At 72.1% G+C, this 24,069-nt stretch carries 20 protein-coding genes; 11 read left to right on the top strand and 9 right to left on the bottom strand.

The window, feature by feature from the left end; genetic code table 11:
- Positions 1–12 precede the first annotated feature (12 nt).
- On the top strand, positions 13–1,674 hold the full coding sequence (locus ACFUNE_RS24930) for an ABC transporter substrate-binding protein (RefSeq protein ID WP_383572157.1): 1,662 nt from the start codon (positions 13–15) through the stop codon (positions 1,672–1,674).
- Between the two features lie 66 nt (positions 1,675–1,740).
- Here the strand turns inward: ACFUNE_RS24930 and ACFUNE_RS24925 are convergent, their stop codons facing one another.
- Positions 1,741–3,213, bottom strand: coding sequence for a LysR family transcriptional regulator (locus ACFUNE_RS24925; RefSeq protein WP_383572154.1), 1,473 nt, complete (start codon positions 3,211–3,213; stop codon positions 1,741–1,743).
- A 179-nt stretch (positions 3,214–3,392) separates the two neighbouring features.
- Entirely contained in the window at positions 3,393–4,136 is a 744-nt protein-coding gene (locus ACFUNE_RS24920) for an SDR family oxidoreductase (RefSeq protein ID WP_383572151.1), read from the bottom strand.
- Between the two features lie 244 nt (positions 4,137–4,380).
- Between ACFUNE_RS24920 and ACFUNE_RS24915 the strand changes: the two genes are divergently transcribed.
- Genes ACFUNE_RS24915 through ACFUNE_RS24900 form a run of 4 tightly spaced genes read left to right on the top strand, consistent with a single transcriptional unit; the run spans position 4,381 to position 8,130 of the window.
- Positions 4,381–5,613: a cytochrome P450 gene (locus tag ACFUNE_RS24915; protein WP_383572147.1), complete on the top strand. Its 1,233-nt coding sequence runs from the start codon at positions 4,381–4,383 to the stop codon at positions 5,611–5,613.
- Complete coding sequence (locus tag ACFUNE_RS24910; RefSeq protein ID WP_383572144.1) at positions 5,610–5,822, top strand: ferredoxin; 213 nt, start codon at positions 5,610–5,612, stop codon at positions 5,820–5,822. Before ACFUNE_RS24915 ends, ACFUNE_RS24910 begins: the two co-directional genes overlap by 4 nt.
- A gap of 35 nt (positions 5,823–5,857) precedes the next feature.
- On the top strand, positions 5,858–7,162 hold the full coding sequence (locus ACFUNE_RS24905; RefSeq protein ID WP_383572141.1) for a Cpe/LpqF family protein: 1,305 nt from the start codon (positions 5,858–5,860) through the stop codon (positions 7,160–7,162).
- The gene (locus tag ACFUNE_RS24900) at positions 7,159–8,130 is read left to right on the top strand and encodes an EamA family transporter (RefSeq protein ID WP_383572138.1); all 972 of its coding nucleotides are present in this window, start codon (positions 7,159–7,161) and stop codon (positions 8,128–8,130) included. Before ACFUNE_RS24905 ends, ACFUNE_RS24900 begins: the two co-directional genes overlap by 4 nt.
- On the opposite strand, the gene ACFUNE_RS24895 is transcribed toward ACFUNE_RS24900, so the two are convergent.
- The 5 genes from ACFUNE_RS24895 to ACFUNE_RS24875 form a co-directional block, all read right to left on the bottom strand.
- Complete coding sequence (locus ACFUNE_RS24895; RefSeq protein WP_383572135.1) at positions 8,057–9,088, bottom strand: GNAT family N-acetyltransferase; 1,032 nt, start codon at positions 9,086–9,088, stop codon at positions 8,057–8,059. The two genes, ACFUNE_RS24900 and ACFUNE_RS24895, sit on opposite strands and share 74 nt — an antisense overlap.
- The gene (locus ACFUNE_RS24890) at positions 9,085–10,788 is read right to left on the bottom strand and encodes an ABC transporter substrate-binding protein (RefSeq protein ID WP_383572131.1); all 1,704 of its coding nucleotides are present in this window, start codon (positions 10,786–10,788) and stop codon (positions 9,085–9,087) included. Before ACFUNE_RS24890 ends, ACFUNE_RS24895 begins: the two co-directional genes overlap by 4 nt.
- A complete protein-coding gene (locus ACFUNE_RS24885; protein WP_383572128.1) occupies positions 10,785–11,948 on the bottom strand; it encodes a GNAT family N-acetyltransferase in 1,164 nt (387 codons plus the stop codon). The genes ACFUNE_RS24890 and ACFUNE_RS24885 overlap by 4 nt, the downstream gene beginning before the upstream one ends.
- Complete coding sequence (locus ACFUNE_RS24880; protein WP_383572125.1) at positions 11,945–13,234, bottom strand: ATP-grasp domain-containing protein; 1,290 nt, start codon at positions 13,232–13,234, stop codon at positions 11,945–11,947. The genes ACFUNE_RS24885 and ACFUNE_RS24880 overlap by 4 nt, the downstream gene beginning before the upstream one ends.
- A gap of 466 nt (positions 13,235–13,700) precedes the next feature.
- Positions 13,701–14,162, bottom strand: coding sequence for a DUF5709 domain-containing protein (locus ACFUNE_RS24875; protein ID WP_383572123.1), 462 nt, complete (start codon positions 14,160–14,162; stop codon positions 13,701–13,703).
- Positions 14,163–14,541: 379 nt separating this feature from the next.
- On the opposite strand from ACFUNE_RS24875, the gene ACFUNE_RS24870 reads away from it, so the two are divergent.
- The 6 genes from ACFUNE_RS24870 (at position 14,542) to ACFUNE_RS24845 (ending at position 22,216) form a co-directional block, all read left to right on the top strand.
- The gene (locus ACFUNE_RS24870) at positions 14,542–16,305 is read left to right on the top strand and encodes a diacylglycerol kinase family protein (protein ID WP_383572120.1); all 1,764 of its coding nucleotides are present in this window, start codon (positions 14,542–14,544) and stop codon (positions 16,303–16,305) included.
- A 1-nt stretch (position 16,306) separates the two neighbouring features.
- Positions 16,307–17,260 (top strand): YihY/virulence factor BrkB family protein, encoded by a 954-nt coding sequence (locus ACFUNE_RS24865; RefSeq protein ID WP_383572117.1) that lies wholly within the window; start codon positions 16,307–16,309, stop codon positions 17,258–17,260.
- Positions 17,261–18,049: a phosphatase PAP2 family protein gene (locus ACFUNE_RS24860; protein WP_383572114.1), complete on the top strand. Its 789-nt coding sequence runs from the start codon at positions 17,261–17,263 to the stop codon at positions 18,047–18,049. It abuts the gene before it with no gap.
- 38 nt (positions 18,050–18,087) lie between these two features.
- Entirely contained in the window at positions 18,088–18,714 is a 627-nt protein-coding gene (locus ACFUNE_RS24855) for an alpha-ketoglutarate-dependent dioxygenase AlkB (protein ID WP_383572112.1), read from the top strand.
- 115 nt (positions 18,715–18,829) lie between these two features.
- A complete protein-coding gene (locus tag ACFUNE_RS24850) occupies positions 18,830–20,146 on the top strand; it encodes an acetyl-CoA carboxylase biotin carboxylase subunit family protein (protein WP_383572109.1) in 1,317 nt (438 codons plus the stop codon).
- A gap of 39 nt (positions 20,147–20,185) precedes the next feature.
- Positions 20,186–22,216, top strand: a complete 2,031-nt coding sequence (locus tag ACFUNE_RS24845; RefSeq protein ID WP_383572106.1) for a CocE/NonD family hydrolase — start codon at positions 20,186–20,188, stop codon at positions 22,214–22,216.
- Positions 22,217–22,557: 341 nt separating this feature from the next.
- On the opposite strand, the gene ACFUNE_RS24840 is transcribed toward ACFUNE_RS24845, so the two are convergent.
- Together ACFUNE_RS24840 and ACFUNE_RS24835 are read right to left on the bottom strand one after the other, a co-directional pair.
- Complete coding sequence (locus tag ACFUNE_RS24840; protein WP_383572103.1) at positions 22,558–23,154, bottom strand: DUF1772 domain-containing protein; 597 nt, start codon at positions 23,152–23,154, stop codon at positions 22,558–22,560.
- Positions 23,151–23,990, bottom strand: coding sequence for an NAD(P)H-binding protein (locus ACFUNE_RS24835; protein WP_383572100.1), 840 nt, complete (start codon positions 23,988–23,990; stop codon positions 23,151–23,153). Before ACFUNE_RS24835 ends, ACFUNE_RS24840 begins: the two co-directional genes overlap by 4 nt.
- Between the last annotated feature and the right edge of the window lie 79 nt (positions 23,991–24,069).

The following is a 24,069-nucleotide window of genomic DNA, read 5'->3' as shown; positions in this document are numbered from 1 at the left end:
AAGGGCTGGGACATGGAGACCGGACAGTCGGGCACCACCGGCTTCGACGCCGCCGTCGGCGGCGTGGTCGCCCCGACCGACACACTGGGCGGGACGCTCCGCCTCGTACGCACCGACGACTTCGACTCGCTCGACCCGGGCAACACGTACTACGCCTACACCTGGAACTTCCTGCGCCTGGTCGGCCGGACCCTCGTCACCTTCGACACCGCTCCCGGCAAGGCCGGCCAGCGGCTGGTGCCGGACCTGGCCGAGTCGCTCGGTGAGGCCTCGGACGGCGGGCGGACCTGGACGTACCGGCTGCGTCCCGGGCTGCTCTACGAGGACGGCACCCCCGTCGTCGCGGCGGACGTCAAGTACGCGATCGCCAGGAGCAACTACGGTACGGACGTGCTGGGCGTCGGCCCCACCTACTTCCGTCACCTGCTGGGCACCGAATACGGCGGACCCTGGCGCGAGCCGGAGGTGGACGGCCCGGTCACCGTGGAGACCCCCGACGACCGCACCCTGGTGCTGAGGCTGACCGAGCCCTTCGCCGGCATGGACCTGCTCGCCACCATGCCGAGCACCACACCGGTCCCGAAGGACCGCGACACCGGCATCGGCTACCGGCTCGGCCCGGTGGCGACCGGCCCGTACCGTGTCGAGTCCTACGAGCGCGGCAAGCTCGTCGTCCTGGAGCGCAACCCGCACTGGGACCCGGCGACCGACCCCGTACGCCGGCAGCGTGCCGAGCGCATCGAGGTCCACCTGGGCAAGGACCCGCACGAGGTGGACCAGATGCTGCTCTCCGGCGAGGCGCACATCGACCTCGCGGGCTTCGGGGTGCAGCCCGCGGCTCAGGAACGCATCCTGGCCGACCCCGAGCTGCGGGCCAACGCCGACAACCCCCTGACCGGATTCACCTGGATCTACTGCCTGTCCAGCCGGATCACCCCGTTCGACAACGTCCACTGCCGCCGCGCGGTGCAGTTCGCCACGGACAAGGCGGCCATGCAGGCGGCGTACGGAGGACCCGTCGGCGGTGACATCGCCACCACCATCCTCCCGCCGACCATCGACGGCTACCAGCCGTTCGACCGCTACCCGGTCGGTGAGGACGGCACCGGGGACCTGGAGGCGGCCCGCGCCGAACTGGCCCTGGCCGGCATGCCGGACGGATTCCGCACGAAGATCGCGGCCCGCAAGGACCGCCTCAAGGAGTACCGGGCGGCCGAGGCGCTGTCGGCCGGACTGGCACGCGTCGGCATCGAGGCCGAGGTGCTGGACTTCCCGTCCGGTGACTACTTCGACCGCTACGGCGGCAGTCCCGAATACCTGCGCGAGCACGGCATCGGGATCATCATGTTCGGGTGGGGGGCCGACTTCCCCGACGGCTACGGCTTCTTCCAGCAGATCGTCGACGGGCGAGCGATCAAGGAGCGCGGCAACCAGAACATGGGCGAGCTGGACGACCCGGAGATCAACGGGCTGCTCGACCGGGGTGCCGTCAGCGGCGACCTCGCGGAGCGCGCGGCCATCTGGCACCGCATCGACCGGCTGACCATGGACCACGCCGTGATCGTGCCCTACCTCTATCCGCGCTCGCTGCTCTACCGCCACCCGGACGCCCGGAACGTGTTCGTCACGGGGTCCTTCGGGATGTACGACTACGTGGCGCTGGGCGCTCGCTGACGCGGGGCGGGCCCGATCCGGGGCCGGGGCAGCCGGCGGGCGCACCCGCCGGCTGCCCCGGCGCCGTCAGCTCCGGCCGGCGACGACCGGCCGCACCGCGCCGCGTTCGGGCGCCCGTCCCGGCCGTGGCGCGCCGCCCCGCGGGGGCCGGCCCGCGCGGCGCGGCGTACCGCCGCCCTGCTCCGCGGGGGGCGCGGCGTCCCCCGAACCCGTGAGGCCCACCGCGTGGAGTTCCGCCTCGAAGGCGGACAGCCGGGCCAGGAACTGCCGGGTCGGCGCGGTGAGATCCGTGCCGCGTGAACTCCGCAGCAACAGACGTGCTCCCAGGCGGAGTTCCAGTCGGTGGATGCGCCGGGTGAGAGCCGACTGACTGATGGAGAGGACGGCCGCGGCCCGGTTGATGCTGCCGTGGTCGGCCACCGCGCGCAGCAGATGGAGGTCCTCCACGTCGACCTGTACCGACTCGTCGGGCAACGCCGGCGGGGCCTGGAGGCTGAGCGCGGCGGCGTTACGGCGCTCCAGCCCCGCCCGCTGCCCGTGCAGCCAGTCGGCCCACCACGGATCGTGGAGCATCTCGCCGTGGTGCTCGGTGAACCTGCTCAGGCAGCGGGCCGTGAGCAGCGCGGCCAGTTGCTGGGCCAGGGCGCCGGGGACGACGGCGGGATCGACCAGGAGCCCCGCGGCACGCCGGGGCCGCTCCACCAGTGAGCGGCGCACCAGCGAGGGGGCGAACACGGCGGGGCAGGCGGGGGAGCCGAGTCCGATGGCGTCACCGCGCCGCAGCATCCCCCGCGCCACCGACGCCCCGGTGACCTGGATCCGGGCGGGCGGGGTGAGACCGGCCGACTGGTAGACCCGGCTCACCAGGACCTCCCCCCGGGGCCCGGCTTCCGAGACCCAGTTCTCCTCGCGCAGATCGGCGAGGGAGACCGCGGCACGGCCCGCCAGCGGATGCCCGACGGGCAGCGTCACCCAGAGCGGGTCGTCCAGGACGTCGTACGTGCGTACGGTGCGGTCGACCGCGTGCGAGAGGGTGTCGAGGCCCCAGGTGTGCGCGGCGTCCACCCTGTACCCGTCGAGCTGCCGGAGCACCTGGAGAGGTGTGTCGTGGCTGACCGACAGGAGGATCCCCAGGGTGTCGGCCGCGTCCTCGACCAGGTCCTCCATCAGCGGTTCGGCGGTGGCGATGTTCAGGATGCGGGGCGCGTTCAGGGCCTCGGCGCCGCGTCCGTAGATCTCGGTCTGCACGGCCTGGTCGACCTGCCGGAAGAACCGCCGCCCGGCGACGAGCACCCGGGCGCCGTCCGGGCTCAGCCGCGCGGCGGGGGAGGCGCCGAGCAGGGTCAGCCGCACCCCCGTGGCCTGGTCCAGCCGGTCGAGCCGGCGCCGGGCGGCCGGGGCTCTCAGTCCCGCCCTGCGGGCTGCTTCGGCGAGGTCACCGCACTGTCCGATCGCGTCCAGCAGCCGTAGATCCGGACGCGAGAAGGGCAGTCGCGTCAACCGGTCGGGAACGGAGGGCACGTGTATCGCAGAGGGCACGGACGGCTTCCTTACGGTTATGGATGACGCCTCTTCTTCACCTGTGACGGCCTGTTGCGGCTCACGTTAGGCAGGCGTTCTCTTCTCCCGCTCCTCTCCCTCCTCTCGCCCCCGTGCGCCCCCGGGCAGCACGACGGCGGGCACCGCGCACTGCGGTGCCCGCCGGGACGGAACGTGGTTCAGGCCTGGTCGGTGGGGCGGATGAAGATCTCGTTGACCGTGGCGTGCGGGGGTGCGGTGACGGCGTACAGGACCGCGTCGGCGATGTCCTCGCTCTGCAACTGACGTATTTTGGCGACGCGTTCGGTGATCGCCGCCTTGGACGGGGCGTGCGTGATGTGGTCGCGCAGCTCGGTCTCCACGGTCCCCGGTTCGATGACCACCACCCGCACCCCGCGCTCGGTGACCTCCTGGCGCAGCCCCTCGCTGAAGCCGTTGACGGCGAACTTGCTGGCGTTGTAGACGGCGCTGCCCCGTCCGACGACCCGGGCGGCGATGGACGAGATCTGGACGATCGTGCCCTGGTTCCTGATCAGTTCCGGCAGGGCCGCGTGGGTCATGTACATCAGGCCCATGACGTTGGTGTCCATCATCCGGGTCCAGTCGGTGGTGTCGGCGTCCTCCACCGGCCCCAGCAGCATCAGCCCGGCGTTGTTCACCAGGATGTCGAGCCGTCCGAGCGTGTCGACGGTGGAGCGCACAGCAGCGGCCACCGCCTGCTCGTCCGTGACGTCCAGGTCGAGCACCTGGACGGTGGCGCCCTTCGATTCCAGCTCGCCGCGCAGCTCTTCGAGGCGGTCCGCGCGGCGGGCGGCGAGGGCGACCGAGGCCCCGGCCGCGGCGAGGGCGTGTGCGGTGGCCCGGCCGATTCCGGAACTCGCACCTGTGACGAGTGCGATTTTTCCCTGCAGGGATGAACTCATGTGGTCCTCGTTCCCGGGGGGTTGGGCCGAAGCGGGGATCCGGCCGGAAAGCGTCCTACGGTACGGCGCGCCGACCGTAGCAGCCGGGCGGACATCCGGTGAACGGCCTCCGGCGGCCGTTGTTATGTGCGTTCACGGCTGGTTATGCGGGTCGGGCCGCGCCGGGGGGAGGCCGTGACGCGGGCGGTGAGGATGGGGCCGCTACTTCACGTCGGCATGCCCGTGCAGCGATAGGTGGGACCCCATGACGCAGGACGCAGCATCTCCGAAGGTGACGGCCGCGCCGTCCTACCCGATGGAGCGCGTCTCCCCGATCGATCCACCGCCTCCGCTCGCCCTGCTGAGGTCCGGCCCTGCCGCGAGCCGCATCACGATGTGGGACGGGAGCCAGGTGTGGCTGGTGACGGCACACGCTCACGTCCGCGCGGTGCTCGGGGACCGCAGGTTCACCGCGGTGACCAGCGCGCCCGGATTCCCGATGATGACGACCACGTCCCCCCTCGTGCGGGACAAGCCCCACACCGCCTCCTTCATCCGCATGGACGACCCCGACCACTCGCGGCTGCGGTCCATGCTCACCCGGGACTTCCTGCACGGCAGGGCCGAAGCGATGCGGCCCGTGCTGCGGCAGCACCTGGACGAGATGCTCGGTGAGCTGACCAGGGGCGAGCGCCCGGTGGACCTGGTGCGCGGGCTGACGATCCCCGTTCCCTCCCGGGTGATCGCCCTGCTCTTCGGGGTGTCCGACGAGCAGCGCGAGCTGATCGAGAACCGTGCCGGAATCCTCATCGACCGCGGCTACCCGCCCGCACAGGTCGCCGCCGCCCGCGACGAGCTGGACGGCCTGCTCCGTGACGTGGTCGAGGAGCGCATGGCGATGCCCGAGCCCGGTGACGACCTGCTGAGCCGCCTCGTCGTCGACCAGGTGCGCACGGGAAACCTGACCGTCGAGGAGATGGTCCCGATGTGCCGGCTGCTGCTGGTCGCCGGACACGGGACGACGACCAGCCAGGCCAGCCTCAGCCTGCTGAGCCTGGTCACCGACCAGGGGCTGGCCGACACACTGGCCAAGGATCCCGAGCTGCTGCCGAAGGCGGTGGAGGAACTGCTGCGCTACCACTCCATCGTGCAGAACGGTCTCGCCCGCGCGGCGACGGAGGACGTGGAGCTCGGCGACGTGACGATCCGGGCGGGTGAGGGTGTCGTCGTGTCGCTCTCGGCCGGCAACCGCGACGAGTCGGTCTTCCCCGCCCCCGATGCCCTGGACCCCGGCCGGGACGCCCGCCGCCACCTGGCCTTCGGCCACGGCATCCACCAGTGCCTCGGCCAGTGGCTGGCGAAGGTGGAGCTGGAGGAGATGCTCGCCGGCGTACTGCGCTGGATGCCCGGCGCCCGGCTCGCCGTGCCGTTCGGCGAACTGGACTTCCGGCACGAGGTGTCCAGCTACGGGCTCGGCGCGCTGCCGGTGACCTGGTGAGCTCCGGACGGCTGACCGTGGCCGTGGACACGGACGCCTGCTGCGCGATGGGCCGGTGCGCGGCGACGGAGCCGCAGGTCTTCGACCAGGACCCGGACAGCGGCATCGTGGTCCTGCTCATGGCCGAACCGCCGCCCGAACTGCACGGGACGGTACGGCTGTGCGCCGAGCTCTGCCCCTGCACGGCCATCACTGTCACCGAGGACTGAGACCACCGGTCGGCAACGGCCGTCGAGGAGCGATGATGATCGATCTGCCCGGTTCCGACGCCTCCGGCCGTCCGGACGCCCAGTCCGCGCTCGACGCGGACAGCACCCCGCTCGGGAGCCGCACCCGCTGGGCGGTGGAGCTGCTCACCGCCCCCGAGGAGCCCCGGGAGGAGGACCTGTCCGGGGTCTTCGTCCCCGTCTTCCTCGCCCGGCATCCGCAGGGCTTCGCCGCGACGGCCCAACAGTGGCGCGGCCTCGGCCCGTTCACCGTCACCGACTACCAGCCGGTGGCCCACAAGTCGTGGGTCACCCTGGAGGGCCCCGCGGGGGCCCGCTCCACCCTGTCGCTGACGCTCGACTCCACCGGACTGATACGCGTGCTGCACCTGGGCCCCGAGATGGTCACGCCGCCGGTGACCGGCTGGGACGACCTGGCCCGGGCTCTGGAGCAGCCGGGGGTGACCTGGTCGGCGCTGGTGACCCGGGAGGAGCGCGGGGTGACCAGGACGCTGTACTCCAAGGACGCCGACCGGCCGATGCCCAACGGCTCCTCGTACAAGCTGTATCTGATGCGGGCGCTGGCGGAGGCCGTGGCCGCCGGAACCGTCCGGTGGGACGACGAGGTGACGATCACGCCGGCCCTGCGCAGCCTGCCCACCGGGGACATGCAGGAACTGCCGGACGGAGCCCGGGTCCCGGTGCGCGAGACGGCGTACAAGATGATCGCGATGAGCGACAACACCGCTGCCGACCTGATCCAGGACCTGCTGGGCAGGGACGCGGTGGAGCGGGCCGTCGTGCAGGGCGGGCACAGCGACCCGTCCTTGCTACGACCCTTCTTGACGAGCCATGAGCTCTTCGAGATCGGCTGGGGCGCACCCGAGGTGCGGGCCGAGTGGGTGGCCGCGGACGAAGCGGGCCGCAGGCGTCTGCTGGAGCGGATCACCGGCCCGATGACCGTACGGGGCTCCGATCTCGGACCGGCCGTTCACCACCTGGGCCTGGACTGGCACATGAGCGCCTGGGACGTGGCGCGGGTGCTGGGCGCGCTGGCCGAGGACGGGGCAGAGGACGCGAGCGGAGCCGTCGACGGCATCCTGACGGCGTACCCGGGCGTCCCGATCGACACCGACCGCTGGCCCCGCGCGGTGTTCAAGGGGGGCTCGTGCCCCGGGGTGATGATGTTCTGCTGGCTGCTGGAGGACCCCGACGGAGCCCGCTGCACACTGGTGCTCCAGCAGTGCGCCGACGACCAGAAACTCATCGGTGACGGGCAGTTCCTGCGAGGGATGGGCGGCCGGGTCATCGAGTCCGGTCTGCTCTCCGGTACCTCCCGGTGACCGCCCGGGACCGGATGCTGGCCGTCCTGGTGGCCGTGCTCTGGGGACTGAACTTCCTCGCGGTGCGGGTCGGCCTCGACCACTTCCCGCCCTTCTTCCTGGCGGCGCTGCGCTATCTGGTGCTCGCCGTGCCGGTGGTCCTGTTCGTGCCGCGCCCGGGGGTGCCGCTGCGCTGGCTGCTCGGCTACGGACTGGGCTTCGGCGTAGCCCAGTTCGCGCTGCTCTTCCTCGCCATCGAGCAGGGCATGCCGTCGGGACTGGCATCCGTGGTGGTGCAGGCGTCGGCGCCGTTCACCGTGCTTCTGGGGGCGCTGCTGCTGCGCGAGCGGGTCACCGGGCGGCAGCTGGCCGGGATCGGGCTGGCGGTGCTGGGCATGGCCGTGATCGCGGTGGACCGGGCGCGTACGGCGCCCCTGCTGCCCCTGGTGCTGACCGTGCTGGCCGCGCTCGGCTGGGCGTTCGGCAACCTGGCCAGCCGGCAGGCGAAGCCCGAGTACCCGCTGCGCTTCGCCCTGTGGATGGCGGTGGTCCCGCCGGTGCCGCTGCTCGCGCTGTCGGCCGTGATGGAGGGCCCGGGCACGGGTTGGAGGGCGCTGGGAGCGGCGTTCGGCCCCGACGGCTGGCCGAGCCTGGTCGCGCTCGTCTACATCGCGGTGCTGGGCAGCGTCGTGGGCTCGGGGATCTGGACAGCGCTGCTCAAGCGCTACCCGGCGGGTGTGGTGGCGCCGTTCTCGATGCTGGTGCCGGTGGTCGGGATGGCCGGCGCGTGGCTGGCGCTGGACGAGCGGCCCACCGGATGGGCGGTGGGCGGCGGGATCGCGGTGGTCGCCGGGGTCCTGCTCGGCACGGGCTGGCTTCCGGGCTTCCTGCGGGAACGCACCGGCCGCCCGGCGGTCAGCCCGCCGGTGCGACCGGCGCCTCCCAGGAGACCAAGCGCTCCTGAGGGACGAAGCCCATCGCCCGGTTGAGGGCGATCATCGGGTGGTTGTCGTCGGCGTTGGCCGTCTCGATCAGCCGTACCCGGGGCTCGTACTCCCGCACATGGGCGAGGTTCGCGAGCTTGAGCAGCAGTCCCAGGCCGTGACCGCGGTGGCCCCCGGCCACCACCGTCATCCCCTGGAGCAGGTGCCGCGGGTTGCCGGTCGTCTTGGACGCGCTGGTGAAACCGGCGAGTTCACCGGTCTCCTCGTGGACGGCGCCCACGTGGTAGGCGCGCCGCCCACGGCCGACCCGCATCCGCTCGTAGCGCCGCACATGACTGGTGCGGACCGCTTCGGGCCCCTGCCCCCAGGTCTCCGGCAGGCTCTCGCCCAACGACTGGCCGAGCTCGGACACGCCGATCGCGAACTCGTCGGGTGTGACGGTTCCCCAGCGCTGGAGCCGGTAGCCGGACGGCACTCGGGGGACGCCGCCGGCCGACGGGTCGTGCCGGTCCAGGTCGAGCCACTGGCGGACCCCCTCGGGGCCCTCGGACCGGGTGGCGCCCAGCGCGGCGGCGAACGCGGCCGGACCCTCGTGCCGTACCGGCCCGCCGGGCAGTGCCTCGACCACATCTCCCACCAGCAGGGTGCGGCCGTGTCTCCCGGCCAGCGCGCCGGCACGCCGGAACAGGGCGCCCCCGACTCCCTGGCGGCGCTCCTTCGGTGCGGTCAGCAGCTGGTCGACCACGGCGACCGGTGCCCCGTCGGGAAGCACGAGCCGGACCGCGCCGACCGCCTGCCCGTCCAGGAAGGCGACCTCGCCCGCCAGAGCGGTGTCCGGCGGTGCGAAGAGCACCGAGCCGGCCAGATCCGCAGCACAGGGCGGGGCTGCGGACAGCGGGACGTCCTCCGCGCTGCCCGTGGTCAGCCGCATCCAGGCGTCTAGGGTGGCCGTGTCGCCGGCGTCCAGCGGGACGAAGCGGAGGTCCGCTGCTGCGTAGTTCATACGGTGTCGTTCTCCCGGTCGGTGCGGGTATCGGTGACGCCCATGGCCTGGATGTCGTACAGGCCGAAGGCGGGGTGGACGTACACGTTGGTGGCGCGGGGGCCCCGGTAGTGCAGGGTCTTGTCGTGGACCAGCGGGAGGATGACCGCGTGGTCCATGACCCGGCGCTCCACCTCGCGCCACAGCTCGGCACGGGCAGCCGGGTCGGCGGTGTGCAGCCCCGTGTCGATCAGTTCGTTGACCTTCGGGTCGTCGAGCTCGGCGATGTTCCAATTGCCGCCGCCGGGGCGGATCAGCCGGCCGTCCACCAGAGGGGCCAGGAAGCCGTACTCGGTGGGGAAGTCGGCGCCCCAGTCGGTGACGATCAGACCGAGCCCGTGCTTGCGGATCGTCTCGGGCGATCCCGCGCCCTGACTGAAGTACGTCGCTACGTCGAGTTCCTTGACGGTCAGCCGGATGCCGACCCGGGCGAGGGACTCCACGACCGCGTCGGCGACCAGTCTGAACTTGCCGCGCTGGGTGCCGATGACGGCGTCGAAGCCGTCGGGCAGTCCGGCGGCCCGGAGCTCCGCACGGGCGGCGTCGAGGTCACCGCGCAGATCGGGTCCGGTCGGGTACCGGTCGAGCGGCTGGTGCGCGGGGAGCTTCGGAGGGAACAGCGCGGTGGTCAGGTCGCCTCCGGTGACCGGGCCACCGCGGGCCTCCTGGAGCAGGATCTTGTCGGCCGCGTAGTGCACGGCCCGCCGCACGTGCACGTTGTCGAAGGGCGGGACGTGCGGCTGGAGCGAGACGAAGTGCAGGAAGCTCGTCTTCGGGTTGTCGGTGCGCGAGCGCAGCACCGGGTCGTCCGCCAGGCGTGCCTGCGCCGCGTGCTGGAGGCCGCGGCCCTCCAGGTTGATGTCGAAATCCCCAGCGGTCAGGCGCTCGTCCATGTCGTCGAGGCCGAGCCCGATGGTGACGTCCACGAGGTCCGGGAGCGCCGGCCGCACCGGGTCGGTCGCCCGGTCCCAGTACGGGTTGCGTTCCAGCAGGAGCCGGCCGCCCGGCCGGTGCTCGGCGACCCGGTAGGGCCCGGTGCAGCGCGGGTCCTCGCCGTACCGGGCCCCGGTGTCGGCGTGCCGGGGTACGGGGGAGACGCAGGGCTGGGCCATCAGATGGTCGAAGTCGGAGAACGGGGTCCGCAGCCGGAAGACGATCGTGCGCGGGTCCGGGGTGAGCACGGCGGGCAGCCCGTCGACACCGTCCCGGTAGGGCCCGGCGTACGGGTGGTCCGGATCGTCCAGCAGCGGCACCAGGTACGTCGGGCCGCCGGGGAGCACGTCCTGGGCGAAGATGCGCTGCACGGCGTACCGTACGTCCGCCGACGTCACCGGGGTGCCGTCGTCGAAGCGGACGCCCTCACGGAGCCGGTAGGTCCAGGTCCGGTTGCCGTCGCTCGCCACGCCCGGTGCCTCGGCGAGGTCGGGCACGGGCACCAGGCCGGCCGGCCCCGGATCGGTGGGATAGGCCATCAAGGTGCGGTTCAGCAGCCGTTGCAGCAGCCACACCCAGACGTAGTAGGTCCGCGCGGGGTCGAGGGAGTCGACGTCGGCGGAGGAGACCAGGCGCAGGGTCCCCCCGCGCCGGTCCGAGGGATGGACACGCGCTCCGACGGCGGCGTTCCAGCCGCCGTCCTCCTGGGAGCCGGTGGCGGGACTCATGGTGTGGTCGTCTCCCGGTCGTCGGCGGGCGTGCCCGCGGTGTCTCCGGCACGGGACAGCGGCAGCAGGTAGGAGCGCTGCTCGCTGACCGCGCAGCCGCGTGCCAGCTTGGCCTCGACGCTGCCGATCCCCGCGTGCAGGACGGTGGCGCCCTCCTTCGCGGCGGCGTCCAGCACCTCGTAGTAGAGGACGTCGTAGTAGAGCGGCAGCTTGCCCTGGGCCTCGTAGTCGAACCCGGCGCGGTGGCCGTACCACTGCTCCTCCCCGCGGGCCCGCGACCGCAGCACCATGCCGAAGCCGATCACGGTCCCGCGCTGCCGGGCCACGGAGACCAGGACGTCGTCGCCCATGATCTCGGCGATCCGGCCGATCATGCGGGCTGAGCCCTCGTCGCTGGCCGGATTCCCGTACTTGCGCAGGAGGTTGGCGTCGAGCTGCCCGAGGCGGGGGGCGAGTGCCTGGGTGAGCGGTTCGACGCGCACCTCGACGCCGGCCTCCGCGAGCGCCCGGCGTTCCAGGCGCACCCGACGGCGGCGGTGGGCGCTCATCTCCTCGACGAACTGCTCGAAACCACCCGGCGGGATGTCCAGCCAGGCGTAGTGGTCGGACGGGTGGTGGTGATAGCCGCGGCTCTCCAGCAGGGCGACCAGGAAGGTGTCGCGCACGTCCACGTGCGGGAAGCAGACGGTGGCCGCTCCGCGGTCCGCCGCCATCGCCTCCGCCCTCTCCAGCAGGGCCGCGAGGTCGTCCTCGGTGGCGTCCGGGGAGGCGAGCACCCGGGTGCGGCCGAGGTGCCGCCCGCCGCAGACGAGCGACGGCAGCAGGCTGTCCGGATCGCCCCCGGCGACATCGCGCAGCACGGCGGCCGCCTCGGGAACCTCCTGCTGCAGGGCGCGCTTCAGCATCGCGTCCGGCCGGGCGAGCAGCCAGGCCACGGAGGTGTCGGCCCAGGCGGTCACCAGCCCGGCGACCGGGGTGCCGGCCCGCTCGCGTACCAGGAAGTCCATCGCCGTACCGGAGTTGTGCTCCTGCACGGTCAGCCACCGGGGGGTCTGGAAGAAGTCCTCCGCCCCCAGCAGCGAGTCCCAGCCGGCCGCCTCCAGCCCGGCCGCGTCCGCGACCGCCCGCACGGCGTCCTCGCCCTCGGTATACGGGCTCACCGGAGGTCTTCCTCGACGACGAAGTCCAGCAGGGCGGCGGCCTTGTCCGCGAGCTCCTGGGCGGCGACCCGGTCGGGGCCGTTGCAGTAGGTGAAGCCCACGCAGGAGGAGTTGTCCATGCGCTGGAGCAGGTGGTCGCCCTTCTCCACGTGCAGCAGCACCTGGACGTTCTCCACGGCCTCGGCGGCCTCCAGCCCGTCGATGCGGGACAGCGTCCCGCGCCGGGCCGGGTAGATCATGCGGACGGCGGCGCCGCCGCGGTGGACGACCGGCTCGATCGGCGGGGTGACCCCGATGGTGAGCAGCCAGGCGTCCAGGATGGGGCTGCGGCCGGTGACGTCGGTGACCAGCATGGTCATGCAGCTCGACGGGGTACGGGGGTTGGCCTCGATGATCCGCCAGCCGGACTCGGTGCGCCTGACCTCGGTGTGGCAGGGGCCGTGCCGGTAGCCGATCATCTCCAGCGTGGTGCGGACCACGTGGTACAGCTCGTCACGCTCGTCGTCGGGCAGCGGTACGGGGAAGGTGTGCCCGCACTCGATGTACAGGGGGTCTCCGAAGAGGTCCTTGGAGGTGACGCCGAAGACATGGGTGTGCCCGTCCACGGTCATCGTCTCGACACTGACCTCCACGCCCTCGACGTACTGCTCCAGCAGCACGTCGCCACTGCGCGGCTGCCCGCGCAGGCTGTGCCGGACGGCGGAGAGCTCCTCCCACGCCTCGACGAGCCCGGCCATGTCGTCGACCCTGCGCACCCCGTAACTGATCGCCTCGGCGGGGGGCTTGGCGATCATGGGGAAGCCGAGCCGCCGGGCCGCCTCCTCCAACTGGCCCCGGTGACCGACCAGGACGTGAGGGATGTTGAACGGCTGGTCGCCGAGGGCGATCCGCAGGTGGTCCTTGATGTTGGCCGTCCGCACGGCGGCAGGGTCGGGGCCGGGCAGCCCGAGGCGGCCGGCGGCCAGTGCCGCGAGCTCGGTGTGGTAGTCGGAGAACGACGTGATGCCGTCGACCAGGGGTGCCCCGTCCTCGCCGGTGATGACGGCGAGGACCGCGTCGAGGTCGGTGGTGTCGACGTCGACCACCCGGTCCACTATGGCCAGCGGGTGGGTCTCCCAGTCGTGCCCATGGGTGTACCAGGACCGGTCACCCGTCAGCAGCCACACTTCGAGGCCGTGTTCCTGCGCCTGCTTCAGGCCCAGGACGAAGGGATGGTTCTGCATGTGCTCGACGATCGCGATCCGCTTTCCGGCGAACTGCGCGTAGTCGGCCAGAGGTGTTGTCATCGGACGCCTCCCGTGTGGGTGATGTGCATCGACCGGTTCCGGGTTCTCGGGGTTCAGTTGAACCGTCTCCGGGCCGGCCGTGCCATGCATCGGGAGGCAGGACGCATAGGCGGCGAGCGAGGCGCATAGGAGGGCCGGGGACGCACGGCGGCGCCCGGCCGGACACGGACGTCCGCGTGCGGGAGCAGGGGACGAGACGCCGGCCGGACGCGTGTCCGTGCCCGCACCCCGCGGGCTTCCCGTCGCGAGGGCACGGGGGACGGCGCCGGTGCGCGTGGCGTACGGGGAGCCCCGGACATGCGCCGGCCCGGCCGTCCGGGTCCCGGAGCGGGACCCGGACGGCCGGGCCGTGTGTCATCGACACGACGGTCCGCGCGCCGACGACGCGGAGGCGGTCACCGGAACAGCCCGGCTCCACCTCCGACGCGTGGCGCCGGGGTCACCCGTCGCGGCCGTGCCGGGCGGATCAGGTCCCGTCGTCGTCCTGGATGTGGACCGCCGCCTCCTCGGCGGAGGCCGCGCCCCCGTCGATGCCGACGTCCCGTCCCAGGACCCGGTTGTTGCGCACAGGGCTGCCGGGTTCCTCGTCTGCCGCGGCCACACGGCCGGCGCGCTCGTCCCCGGCGTCGTCCTCCTCCGGGCCGTTGTCCTCCGGCTCGTCGTCCGCCCCGTCCGTCAGGGGGTCCGCCTCGGGCACCTCCTGCGCGAGACGCCCGTCGAGGGACTCGCCCTCCCGCTGCTCCTCGCCGGTCGTGCCGTACTTCGACACGCCCAGGGGCTTCTCCGGCGGGGAGTACCCCGTGTCCATCATGTCGTCGAGGTCCGGTTCGTCGATCACGTTCTCCGGGTCGAGGTCGTCCGCCGGCCGGTTGTCCGTGTCCGAACCGTCCGGCTGGTAGACGTCGTCACCGCGTCCTTCGTCCGGCATCGGGCGCTCCTTCCCTTGAGGTATGCCGTGTCCGCCGTCGCCCGTACGGGGCTCGTGCGGCTTCGCCGCTCTCCTGCCCACGCGGGAGCGGGTCAGTACTGCGGTTCTCCCGGCGGCCCGTCCGCCCAGATGCGCGAGGTCCGACCGCGAGGCGGAGTGGAAGGCCTGGTCAGGCCGGTTGCGGTCATCCTCGTCGGCCCCGGCAGCTTATGGCCGATCACCGGTCGCTGCGACCGGGAGAGGCCCCGCCCGCACCGGAGGGGAGAGGACCGGCGCCGGTGGCAGGTCTGGAGGGGCGAAGAGGGGGAAGACGGCGAAACGCCGGGGGACAGCCCCGGCTCCACTCGTAGCCCGAGGGACACCGAACGACGGGAACGCCATGCCGACCGACCTACCCGGTAGACGTACAGCCCCCACCGGCGGGCAGGCCCCCGCCATGCCGCCGCATCCCGGTGAGCGCGTACCGTCGCTGCGGTTCCGTGCCGACCGGAAACGCTCGGACGGCACCCCGGAGACCGCCGGCGGCATGGGCCGGGCGGTGGGGATCATCGCCTCGATGGCGGTCTGCCAGGCCGCCCTGATGGTGGGGGTCGGGCTCCTGCTCACCGGCCCGGCGGCCCGGGCATGGCCGTTGACCTCGGAGGACGAGGTCAACGAGGCCCTGGAGCGGGCCCGCACCGGCACCCTCGACACGGTTTCCCTGATCGTGTCCGAGGCGGGCAACACGGTCACGGTCGTCGTCGGCACCCTCCTCGCCTGCCTGGCCCTGCTCCTGGTGCCCCGGCTTCCCCGGTGGCGGGACGCGCTCTTCCTCTCGGTCGCCGTGTCGCTCCAGTCCCTTGTCTTCCTTGTCATCACCGAGGCGGTGGACCGCACCCGGCCGGACGTCGACCGGCTCGACGCCTCGCCCCCCACGTCCAGCTACACCTCCGGACACACCGGTGCGGCGACGGCCCTCTACGCCGGCCTCGCGGTCCTGGTCCTGCACCGGGCGAAGGGCCCGTGGCGCAGAGTCGTGGCGGTGCTCCTGCTGCTCCTGCCGCTGCTGGTGGGGCTCGCCCGGGCGTACCGGGGGATGCACCACCCGACGGACGTCGCCGGAGGCCTGCTCAACGGCGGGCTGTCCCTGCTGATCGTCGGCCGCGCGCTGCTGACGGGCCCCCATGTGCCCGCCGCCGCCCCGGCTCTCGCGACGGCCCCGGAGGGGACGACGCCCCTGGTGGCCGGCCGCACCGCGGTGGTCTTCAATCCCACCGTCACCGACGAGACCGCCTGCGCCGACCTGCGGCGGGTCCTGGAGGACCACGGACACCACGGGGCGGAGTTCGTGCCGACCACGGCAGACGACCCGGGGGAGGGGCAGACGCAGCGCGCCGTACGGGAGGGGGCCTCGCTCGTCGTGGTCTGCGGCGGCGACGGGACGGTCCGCGCCGCCGCGGATGCACTGGCGGGCACGGGCATACCGCTCGCGGTGGTGCCCTGCGGCACGGGCAACCTCCTCGCCCGCAACCTGGGTCTTCCGGTGAAGCCGGCGGATGCCCTGGCGGTCGCGCTGCGCGGCGCCCCGCACCGCATCGACCTCGGCCGGATCGAGGGCGACGACATGGCGCCCGCACATTTCACGGTGATGTCCGGAGCCGGTCTCGACGCGGCGATGCTGGAGGGCACCAGCGACCGCGCGAAGGCCCTCGTGGGCTGGCCCGCCTACGTCATGGCGGGTCTGCGGGAGCTGCGTACCCCCCGCATGCGCCTGACGGTCGCCATCGACGGGGCACGCCCCCTGCGCCGCAGCGCCCGGATGGTGCTCGTCGCCAACACCGGAAGGGTGCAGGGCGGGGCCGTCCTCGTCCCGGCCGCCCGCCCCGACGACGGGCTGCTCGATCTCATGATCCTCGACCCGCGCGGCCCGGGAGGCTGGCTGAGCGCCGTCGCCACGCTGGTGCGACACCGCCCCCGGGGCGGGGCCGGCGATGACGGAGACGGCCGTTCCGTGGAGTACTTCACCTTCCGGCGTGCGGAGATCCGCTTCGACGCACCGCTCCAGCGCGAGCTGGACGGCGACCCGGTGGCCCCGGGGCGGCGCCTCACGGCCGAGGTCAGACCCGGCGCGCTGACCGTGCTCATGCCTGCACGAGGAGAGTGACATGGGTACCGCCACCAGGGTCCCGCAGACCCGCGACATGGCCGGCAGCGAGCTGTCCGGTGACGAGGCACTGGTCACCCTGCGGCGCTACGGCCGCTGGCCGCTGCTCCGCGACTCCTTCGTCCGCTTCCGGTACGCCGACGGCTTCAGCCACTCCCGGGCGCTCGCCCTGCAGACCGTGCTGGCCGTGGTCCCGCTGGTCATCGCCTTCGTCGGGCTGTCCACAGCCCTGCACACGGAGGACCTGGGCAGGGTCGCGGAGCTGACGATCCACCGGATCACGGCCGGGCCGAGCGCCGGCGTGGTCGAGGATGCCCTGGACCGCAGCCGGCAGCGGGCCGACGACGGCGCCCAGCTGGCCCTGTGGTTCGGACTGGTCTTCTCCCTCACCAACACCACGACGGCGATGTGCCAGATAGAGCGCGGCGCCAACCGCATATACGGGGTCGAGCGCGACCGGGTCTTCCATCTGAAGTACCTGCGCGGTCTGGTGATGTCGCTGACCGCGGGCATCCCGCTCGGCATCGGTTTCATCGCGATGGTGGCCGGGGGCGACCTGGTCGCCGCGGTGGTCGACGTGTACGACCTGAGTCCCGGCGCACGGTCCGCCTGGGACCTGCTGCGCTGGCCCGCCGGGGTGGTCCTCGTGCTCCTCTCGGCGAGCGCCATCTTCCGCCGCTCGCCGAGGCGCCGGCAGCCGGGCTACACCTGGCTGGCCTTCGGAGCCGCCGTGTACCTGGTGCTCTGGACCACGCTGACCTGGCTGCTGAGCCTCTACCTCGCGGTCAGCGGTTCCTTCGACACCGTCTACGGCCCGCTCACGGCGTTCATGTCCCTGCTGCTCTGGGCCTACCTGACCTCCATCGCCCTCTTCCTCGGCCTCTCCTTCGCCGCCCAGCTGGAAGCGGTGCGGGCCAAGCGGCCCGGCCCCGTACAACCCGACCCTGGAGCCTGAATGCCCGCCCGACCCGCTGTCCCGGCCGCCCCGCGACGGAGGCGAAAGGACGCCGACCGCCGATTCGGCGTCCGGCTGTTCGGCTCCGCGGCGCTCGCCGCCGTCGCCGCCGTCGTCTTCGGCCTCCTGCTCGTCCTGGTGGAGAGCGGGTGGCTGCCCTTGCGGCGCCTCGACGCGGGCGCCGCCCGGTGGCTGAACAGGACCGCCCTGGACCATCCGGCGTGGACAGGGACCCTGCGCTTCTTCTCCGACGTGGTGTGGGATCCCGTGACGCTCCGCGCCGCGGTCGCCGTGCTCGTCCTGTGGCTGCTGTACCGGCGCGCCTGGAGGCTCGCCGCCTGGTCGGCGGTCACCGCGGTGGCCGGCGGACTCATCGGCCTGCTGGCCAAGGCGGTGGTCGAGCGGGCGAGGCCGTCGCTCCCCGACCCGGTGGCACACGCTCCCGGCTACTCGTTCCCCTCCGGTCACGCGATGGCGGCGACGACCTCGTTCGCCGTCCTGCTGCTCGTGCTCCTGCCCATGGTCCGGCGAGGCCTCCGCCCCCTGTGCTGGGCCGTGGCGGTCGTCTCCGTCCTGGGTGTCGGATTCACCCGTGTCGCGCTGGGCGTCCACTGGTTCAGCGACGTGGTCGGCGGCTGGACGCTCGGGCTGGCCGTGGTGGCGCTCACCAGCTGGTCCTTCGAGGCGTGGCGCGCCGACGCCGGCCTCGGCCGGACCGAGATGGCCGAGGGCCTGGAGCCCGAGCTGGACGGCGACGACGACCCGGAGGCGAGCGACCCCACCCACTGAAGGGAACGTCTGTTCTATTGCCTAGTAGGCTCGTCCCCATGTCCTCTCATCTCCAGGGTTCACTGTTCGACCAGGCCGACCGCCCGGACCTGGGCCGTCTCACCGGGCTGCACAGGACGGTCCTGGGCGACGGGGCGTGGATCGATCTCCTGCCGGGCTGGCTGAGCGGCGCCGACGAGCTCTTCGCCGAGCTCGCGGCAGGGGTTCCCTGGAGGGCCGAGCGCCGTCAGATGTACGACCGGACGGTCGACGTGCCCCGCCTGCTCTCGTTCTACCGCGCCGGGGACGCCCTGCCGAGCCCCGTCCTGGACGAGGCCCGCGACGCAGTGTCCTCCCACTACGCCGACGAGCTGGGCGAGCCCTTCACCACGGCCGGGCTCTGCTACTACCGGGACGGGCGCGACAGCGTCGCCTGGCACGGCGACCTGAACGGCCGCAGCTCGTACGAGGACACGATGGTGGCGATCCTGTCCCTCGGTGCCCCGCGTGATCTGCTGCTCCGCCCCTGCCGCGGCGGCGACACCGTGCGCCGGCCGCTGGGCCACGGCGACCTGATCGTCATGGGCGGCTCCTGCCAGCGCACCTGGCAGCACGCCGTACCCAAGACCGCGCGCGCCCGAGGGCCGCGGATCAGCGTCCAGTACCGCACCCGCGGAGTGAGCTGAGGCGGGTCGAACGGCCGGACCTCTCCCTGTTCGAGGATCACCCCGCATGTCGGCCGATGCCGAGGGCACGCGCTGTGGTGTGCAGGAACACCTCCTACCGGAAGGGAACCACCACATGCCCCAGGGGCAGCGCAAGAACATCTTCATCATCGGTCTCGACGACTCCAACCTGCCGACGCTGGAAGCCGTACCCGATGCAGGCTCCTACCGGTTCCACCGCCTGCTGGGCGTCGAGGAACTGCAGGAGGGCGAGGTGTCCGTGCCCGCTCTGATGGACCGTGCCCGAGCCGTTCTCGACGCGCACGACGGCAGCATCGACGCGATAGTCGGTTACTGGGACTTCCCGGTGAGCACCCTCGTCCCGATGCTCGGCAAGGAGTACGGCGTGCGTACGACCAGCCTCGAATCCGTGGTCAAGTGCGAGCACAAGTACTGGAGCCGGCTGGAGCAGCGGAAGGTCATCGACGAGCTCCCGGCCTTCGGCCGGGTGGACCTGGACTCGGACGACCCCAAGCCGCCCGAGGGCGTGAGCTTCCCCATGTGGCTCAAGCCGGCCCTCGCCTACTCTTCGGAACTGGCCTTCGGCGTATCGGACATGACGGAGTTCAGAACGGCCGTCGACCGGATCCGCGAGGGCATCGGCCGGGTCGGCAGGCCCTTCGACTCCGTGCTGGACCTGCTGGAGCTGCCCCCGGAGATGGAGGGCGTCGGCGGCCAGGTCTGTCTCGCCGAGGAGGCGATGACCGGAATCCAGGTGGCTGTCGAGGGATACGTCCTCGACGGCAGGGCGACCGTGTACGGCGTACTGGACTCGATCAACTACCCGGCCTCCCCCTGCTTCCTGCGCCACCAGTACCCGAGCAGCCTTCCGCCGGCGGTCATCCGCAAGCTGCACGACGTCAGCGAGCGGACCATGGAGCAGATCGGCATGGAGTCGGCCACCTTCAGCATCGAGTACTTCTACGACCCGAAGACCCAGGACATCAGTCTCCTGGAGATCAACCCCCGTCACTCGCAGTCCCACGCCGAACTCTTCGACTACGTCGACGGCGCGCCCAACCACCACCGGATGATCAGCCTCGCCCTCGGCCGCGACCCCGCCCTCACCGGAGGCAAGGGTCCCTACGCCCTGGCCGCCAAGTGGTACTACCGCTGGTTCGGCGACGCGAAGGTCCACGAGGTCCCCACCCCGGAACGGATCGCAGCCATCGAGCGCGAGATACCCGGGGTGCGCATCGACGTCGTACCCGAGGAGGGGCAGAAGCTCTCCACGGTCTCCGGGCAGGACAGCTACAGCTACGAGCTGGCACACATCTTCACCGGGGGCGACGACGAGGAGGACCTGCGCCGCAAGTTCGACCGCTGCGTGGCCGCCCTCGGACTCACCTTCGACGAGACGGAGCCGGGAGGCCACGACACGAAGACCGGATGACCCGTCAGGCCCCGCACGAAGAAAGGAGGCCGCACAGGCATGCGCTACGTCGACCAGCTGCCCTGCGCGATCCAGGAAGAGAAGCACGTCACGATCCCCATGGAGGACGGGGTCAAGCTCTCCGCGCGGATCTGGCGTCCCACCGCCTCGGACGCCGAACCCGTGCCGGCCGTTCTCGAGTACATCCCGTACCGCAAGAACGACCTCACCTCCACCCGCGACGCCATCCACCACCCCTACATCGCCGGGCACGGATACGCGTGCGTACGCGTCGACGTGCGGGGGACCGGCGAGTCGGAGGGCGTGCTGCTGGACGAGTACCTGGAACTGGAGCAGCGCGATGCCGAGGCCGTGCTGGCCTGGATCGCCGAACAGCCCTGGTGCGACGGGAACACCGGGATGATGGGCATCTCCTGGGGTGCCTTCGCCGCCCTCCAGACGGCCGCCCGCAGGCCGCCGAGCCTGCGCGCCATCTGCATCGCGTCGTTCACCGACGACAGGTACGCGGACGACATGCACTACCTCGGCGGCGCGATGCTCTCCGACAACCTGGCCGAGGCCGGCACCATGTTCGCGTACGCCACGTGCCCGCCCGATCCGGCCGTGGTCGGTGAACGCTGGCGGGAGATGTGGCGGGAGCGGCTCGACGCCGCCCGGCCCTGGGTCCTGGAGTGGCTGCGCCACCAGCAGCGGGACGACTACTGGCGTCACGCCTCCCTGAGCGAGGACTACTCGGCCCTGCGCTGCCCGGTGCTCGCCTCCAGCGGGTGGGCGGACGGCTACTCCAACGCCGTGACCCGGCTCCTGAGCCGTGTCGACGTACCCCGCAAGGGACTCATCGGCCCCTGGTCGCACAAGCTCCCGCACCTCGGCGAGCCGGGACCGGCCATCGGGTACCTCCAGGAGGTCGTGCGCTGGTGGGACCACTGGCTCAAGGGCATCGACAACGGCGTCATGGACGGCCCCATGCTGAGGACGTGGATGCAGGAGAGCGTCCCGCCCTCCACCTCCTACGAGGAACGGCCCGGGCGGTGGGTCGGCGAGCCGTCCTGGCCCTCACCCCACATCGGTGAGACCGTCTTCCCGCTGCGCGACGGCACCCTGGGCCGGCCGGAAGAGCTCGCGGACCAGGAGGAACGCGTTCACACGGTGCAGTCACCCCTCTCCGTGGGCCAGTTCGCCGGCAAGTGGGCCTCGTACAACGCCCCGCCGGACCTGCCCTACGACCAGCGCGAGGAGGACGGCGGCTCACTGGTCTTCCAGACCGCGCCGCTCGACGGGCGCGTCGAGATCCTCGGCGCCCCCGTCGCCGAACTGGAGGTGTCCGCGGACGCCCCGGTCGCACAGCTGAACGTCAGGCTGTCCGACGTCGCACCGGACGGGCGCTCCACCAGGGTGACCTACGGCGTGCTCAACCTGACCCACCGCGACGGCGAGGAAGCCCCGGAGGCCCTGGAACCGGGGCGGCGATACCGCGTCCGCGTGCCGCTGCACAGCGTCGCGCAGGCGTTCCCGCCCGGCCACCGCATCCGGCTGTCGCTCTCGACCTCGTACTGGCCGCTCGTCTGGCCGTCCCCCGCACCGGCCCTGATCAGCGTCTACGAGAAGGGCAGCACGCTGACGCTGCCGGTCCGGCCCGAGGACGTGCCGGAGGACAAGGTCCTGCCGCCCTTCGGTGAGCCCGAGGGCTGCGCGCCCCCCGCCGTCACCCGGCTGAGCGAGCCGGAGCAGGCGTGGACCGTGTCCAGGGACCTGGTCGACTACCGGTCTGTGCTGGACATCGTGAAGGACCGCGGACTCCAGCGGTACGAGGACACCGGGATCGAGACCGGTCTGAGGGCCTGCGAGCAGTACAGCTGGATCGGTGAGGACTTCGGATCGGTGCGCGGCGAATCGGCCTGGGTGATGCGCTTCGGGCGTCCCGGCTGGGACGTCCGGGTCGAGACACGCACCGTCCTCACCTCGGACGCGCACGCCTTCCACGTCGACGCGACGCTCGACGGCTACGAGGACGGGCGACGGGTCTTCTCCCGCACCTGGAACGAGGAGGTCCCCCGGGAGAACGTCTGACGGACCAGCCCGCCCCCTCGAACGGGCACCCGGGGCTGACCAGGGAACTTCCGTATTCGGGCGTCCCAGGTCAGCCCCGGGAACACACAGTCGACAAGCTCGTGACGCATCCTGCCGAGCGATACGCGTGTCACGCGCCGTGGGCGGCCAGGCCCTGCACGGGGGACCATCGGTTGCGATGGCCCCACAGCCCCGGCGGGCGGCCCGCTCGCCGGGACCGGCACGTATGGGCGATACGCGAGTCGATGCCCGTATCGTCGCCCGTGATCCGGCCCCTTTTCGCGGATCACTGATTGCCGCGCGCGGCCCTCCGGTGTCCACCTGCGGGCCGGAGGGCGCCCTCAGCGGTCCGTCCCATCCCCGTCGTGCGCGGAGGGTCCGACGCCTGCCGGGTGCAGCGCGCCGGTGTCGTGGGAGGTGGGTGCCGCTGCCCGATCAGTGAGGATCCGGTCTGCGCCGTGCAGGACCAGTGCCCAGGTCAGGCAGGCGAAGGCCGCCGTGTGCAGCAACGCGCGCACGATGTTCCAGGTGACCCAGGCCGCTTCGAACTGTGCGCGGACGGCGGCCAGGTCGCCGACGGAGTCCGGGTCGCCGGCCCGCTCCAACTGGTCGTTGAGCGGGACGTTGGCCGCGACGGTCACCGCGAACGCGACCAGGTAGAGCACGAGCGCGGCGATGAGCCAGGGCAACCCCGGCCGATGAGCGTGCCAGGCGAGCAACACGGCCAGGGCGATCAGCGGGATCGACCCCAGGAACAGAAGCATGAACACGGGGTTGAGGATCGACTTGTTGATGCCTTGCATCGTCGCCACGAGCGTGTGGTCGGAGGCAGTGCGCAGTCCCGGCATCACGGCGTAGGCGAATGCTGCGAAGAGCCCGGCCGTCAGACCGGAGGCGATGACGGAGGCGAGCAGGGTGCTGGTCTGGAGAACTTTCACGAGGTGGCCTCGGGGGTCCAGGCGCCGGTGGCCGCGACCTCGGATGCATAGCCGGTGAAGTCGCGGGCCGGCCGGCCGAGGACCTGCCGGACGCCGTCGCCGACATGTGCGTTTCGGCCGTCGAGGACGCTCGTGAACAGGTAGGTCAGCAGGTCGGTGACGTCGGCGGGGACGCCGTGCGTGGCGAGTTCGGCGGCATAGGCGTCCACGGGCACCGTGACGTAACCGATCTCGCGGCCGGATGCCGCTCCGATCATGGCCGTGGCCTGTGCGAAGGTGAGCAGTCTGGGGCCGGTCAGGTCGTAGGCGCGGCCTGTCTGCCCGCCGTCGGCGAGGACGGTGGCAGCGACCTCCGCGATGTCGTCGGCATCGATGAACGGCTCCTCGACGTCCCCGACCGGCAGCGCGAGCTCTCCGTCGAGGATCGGGCCGAGGAAGTCGCCCTCGCTGAAGTTCTGGGCGAAGAACGAGGCACGCAGGACCGTCCACTCCGCGCCCGAGGCCGCCAGCGCCTTCTCGCAGGCCTCGGCCTCCGGCTCGCCGCGCCCGGAGAGCAGCACCAGACGGCGTGCTCCGGTTCGTACCGCGAGCTCGGCGAACGCGCCTATCGCCTCGGGGGCGCCGGGGACGGCGAGGTCGGGCTGGTAGGAGACGTAAACGGCGTCCACACCTGTCAGAGCGGGCTGCCATGTCGTGGAGTCGTTCCAGTCGAAGGGGATTCCGCCGGACCGTGAGCCGATCCGGACCGCATGACCGCGACCGGTCAACTGCCGTACGACACGGCGCCCGGTCTTACCGGTTCCGCCCAGGACCAGGGTGAGTGCGGGAGAGGACATGGTGATCGCCTCGGCTTTCGTGGTTGGCGCTTCGATGACCGCGTTCCTGCGGTGTGTTCACAGCCTCGATCACCTGGAG

This window comes from Streptomyces sp. NPDC057287, from assembly GCF_042667905.1.
Taxonomy (GTDB): Bacteria; Actinomycetota; Actinomycetes; order Streptomycetales; family Streptomycetaceae; genus Streptomyces.
The sequence above is the reverse complement of the archived record's forward strand: the minus strand, read 5'-3'. Positions and strand labels throughout refer to the sequence as shown.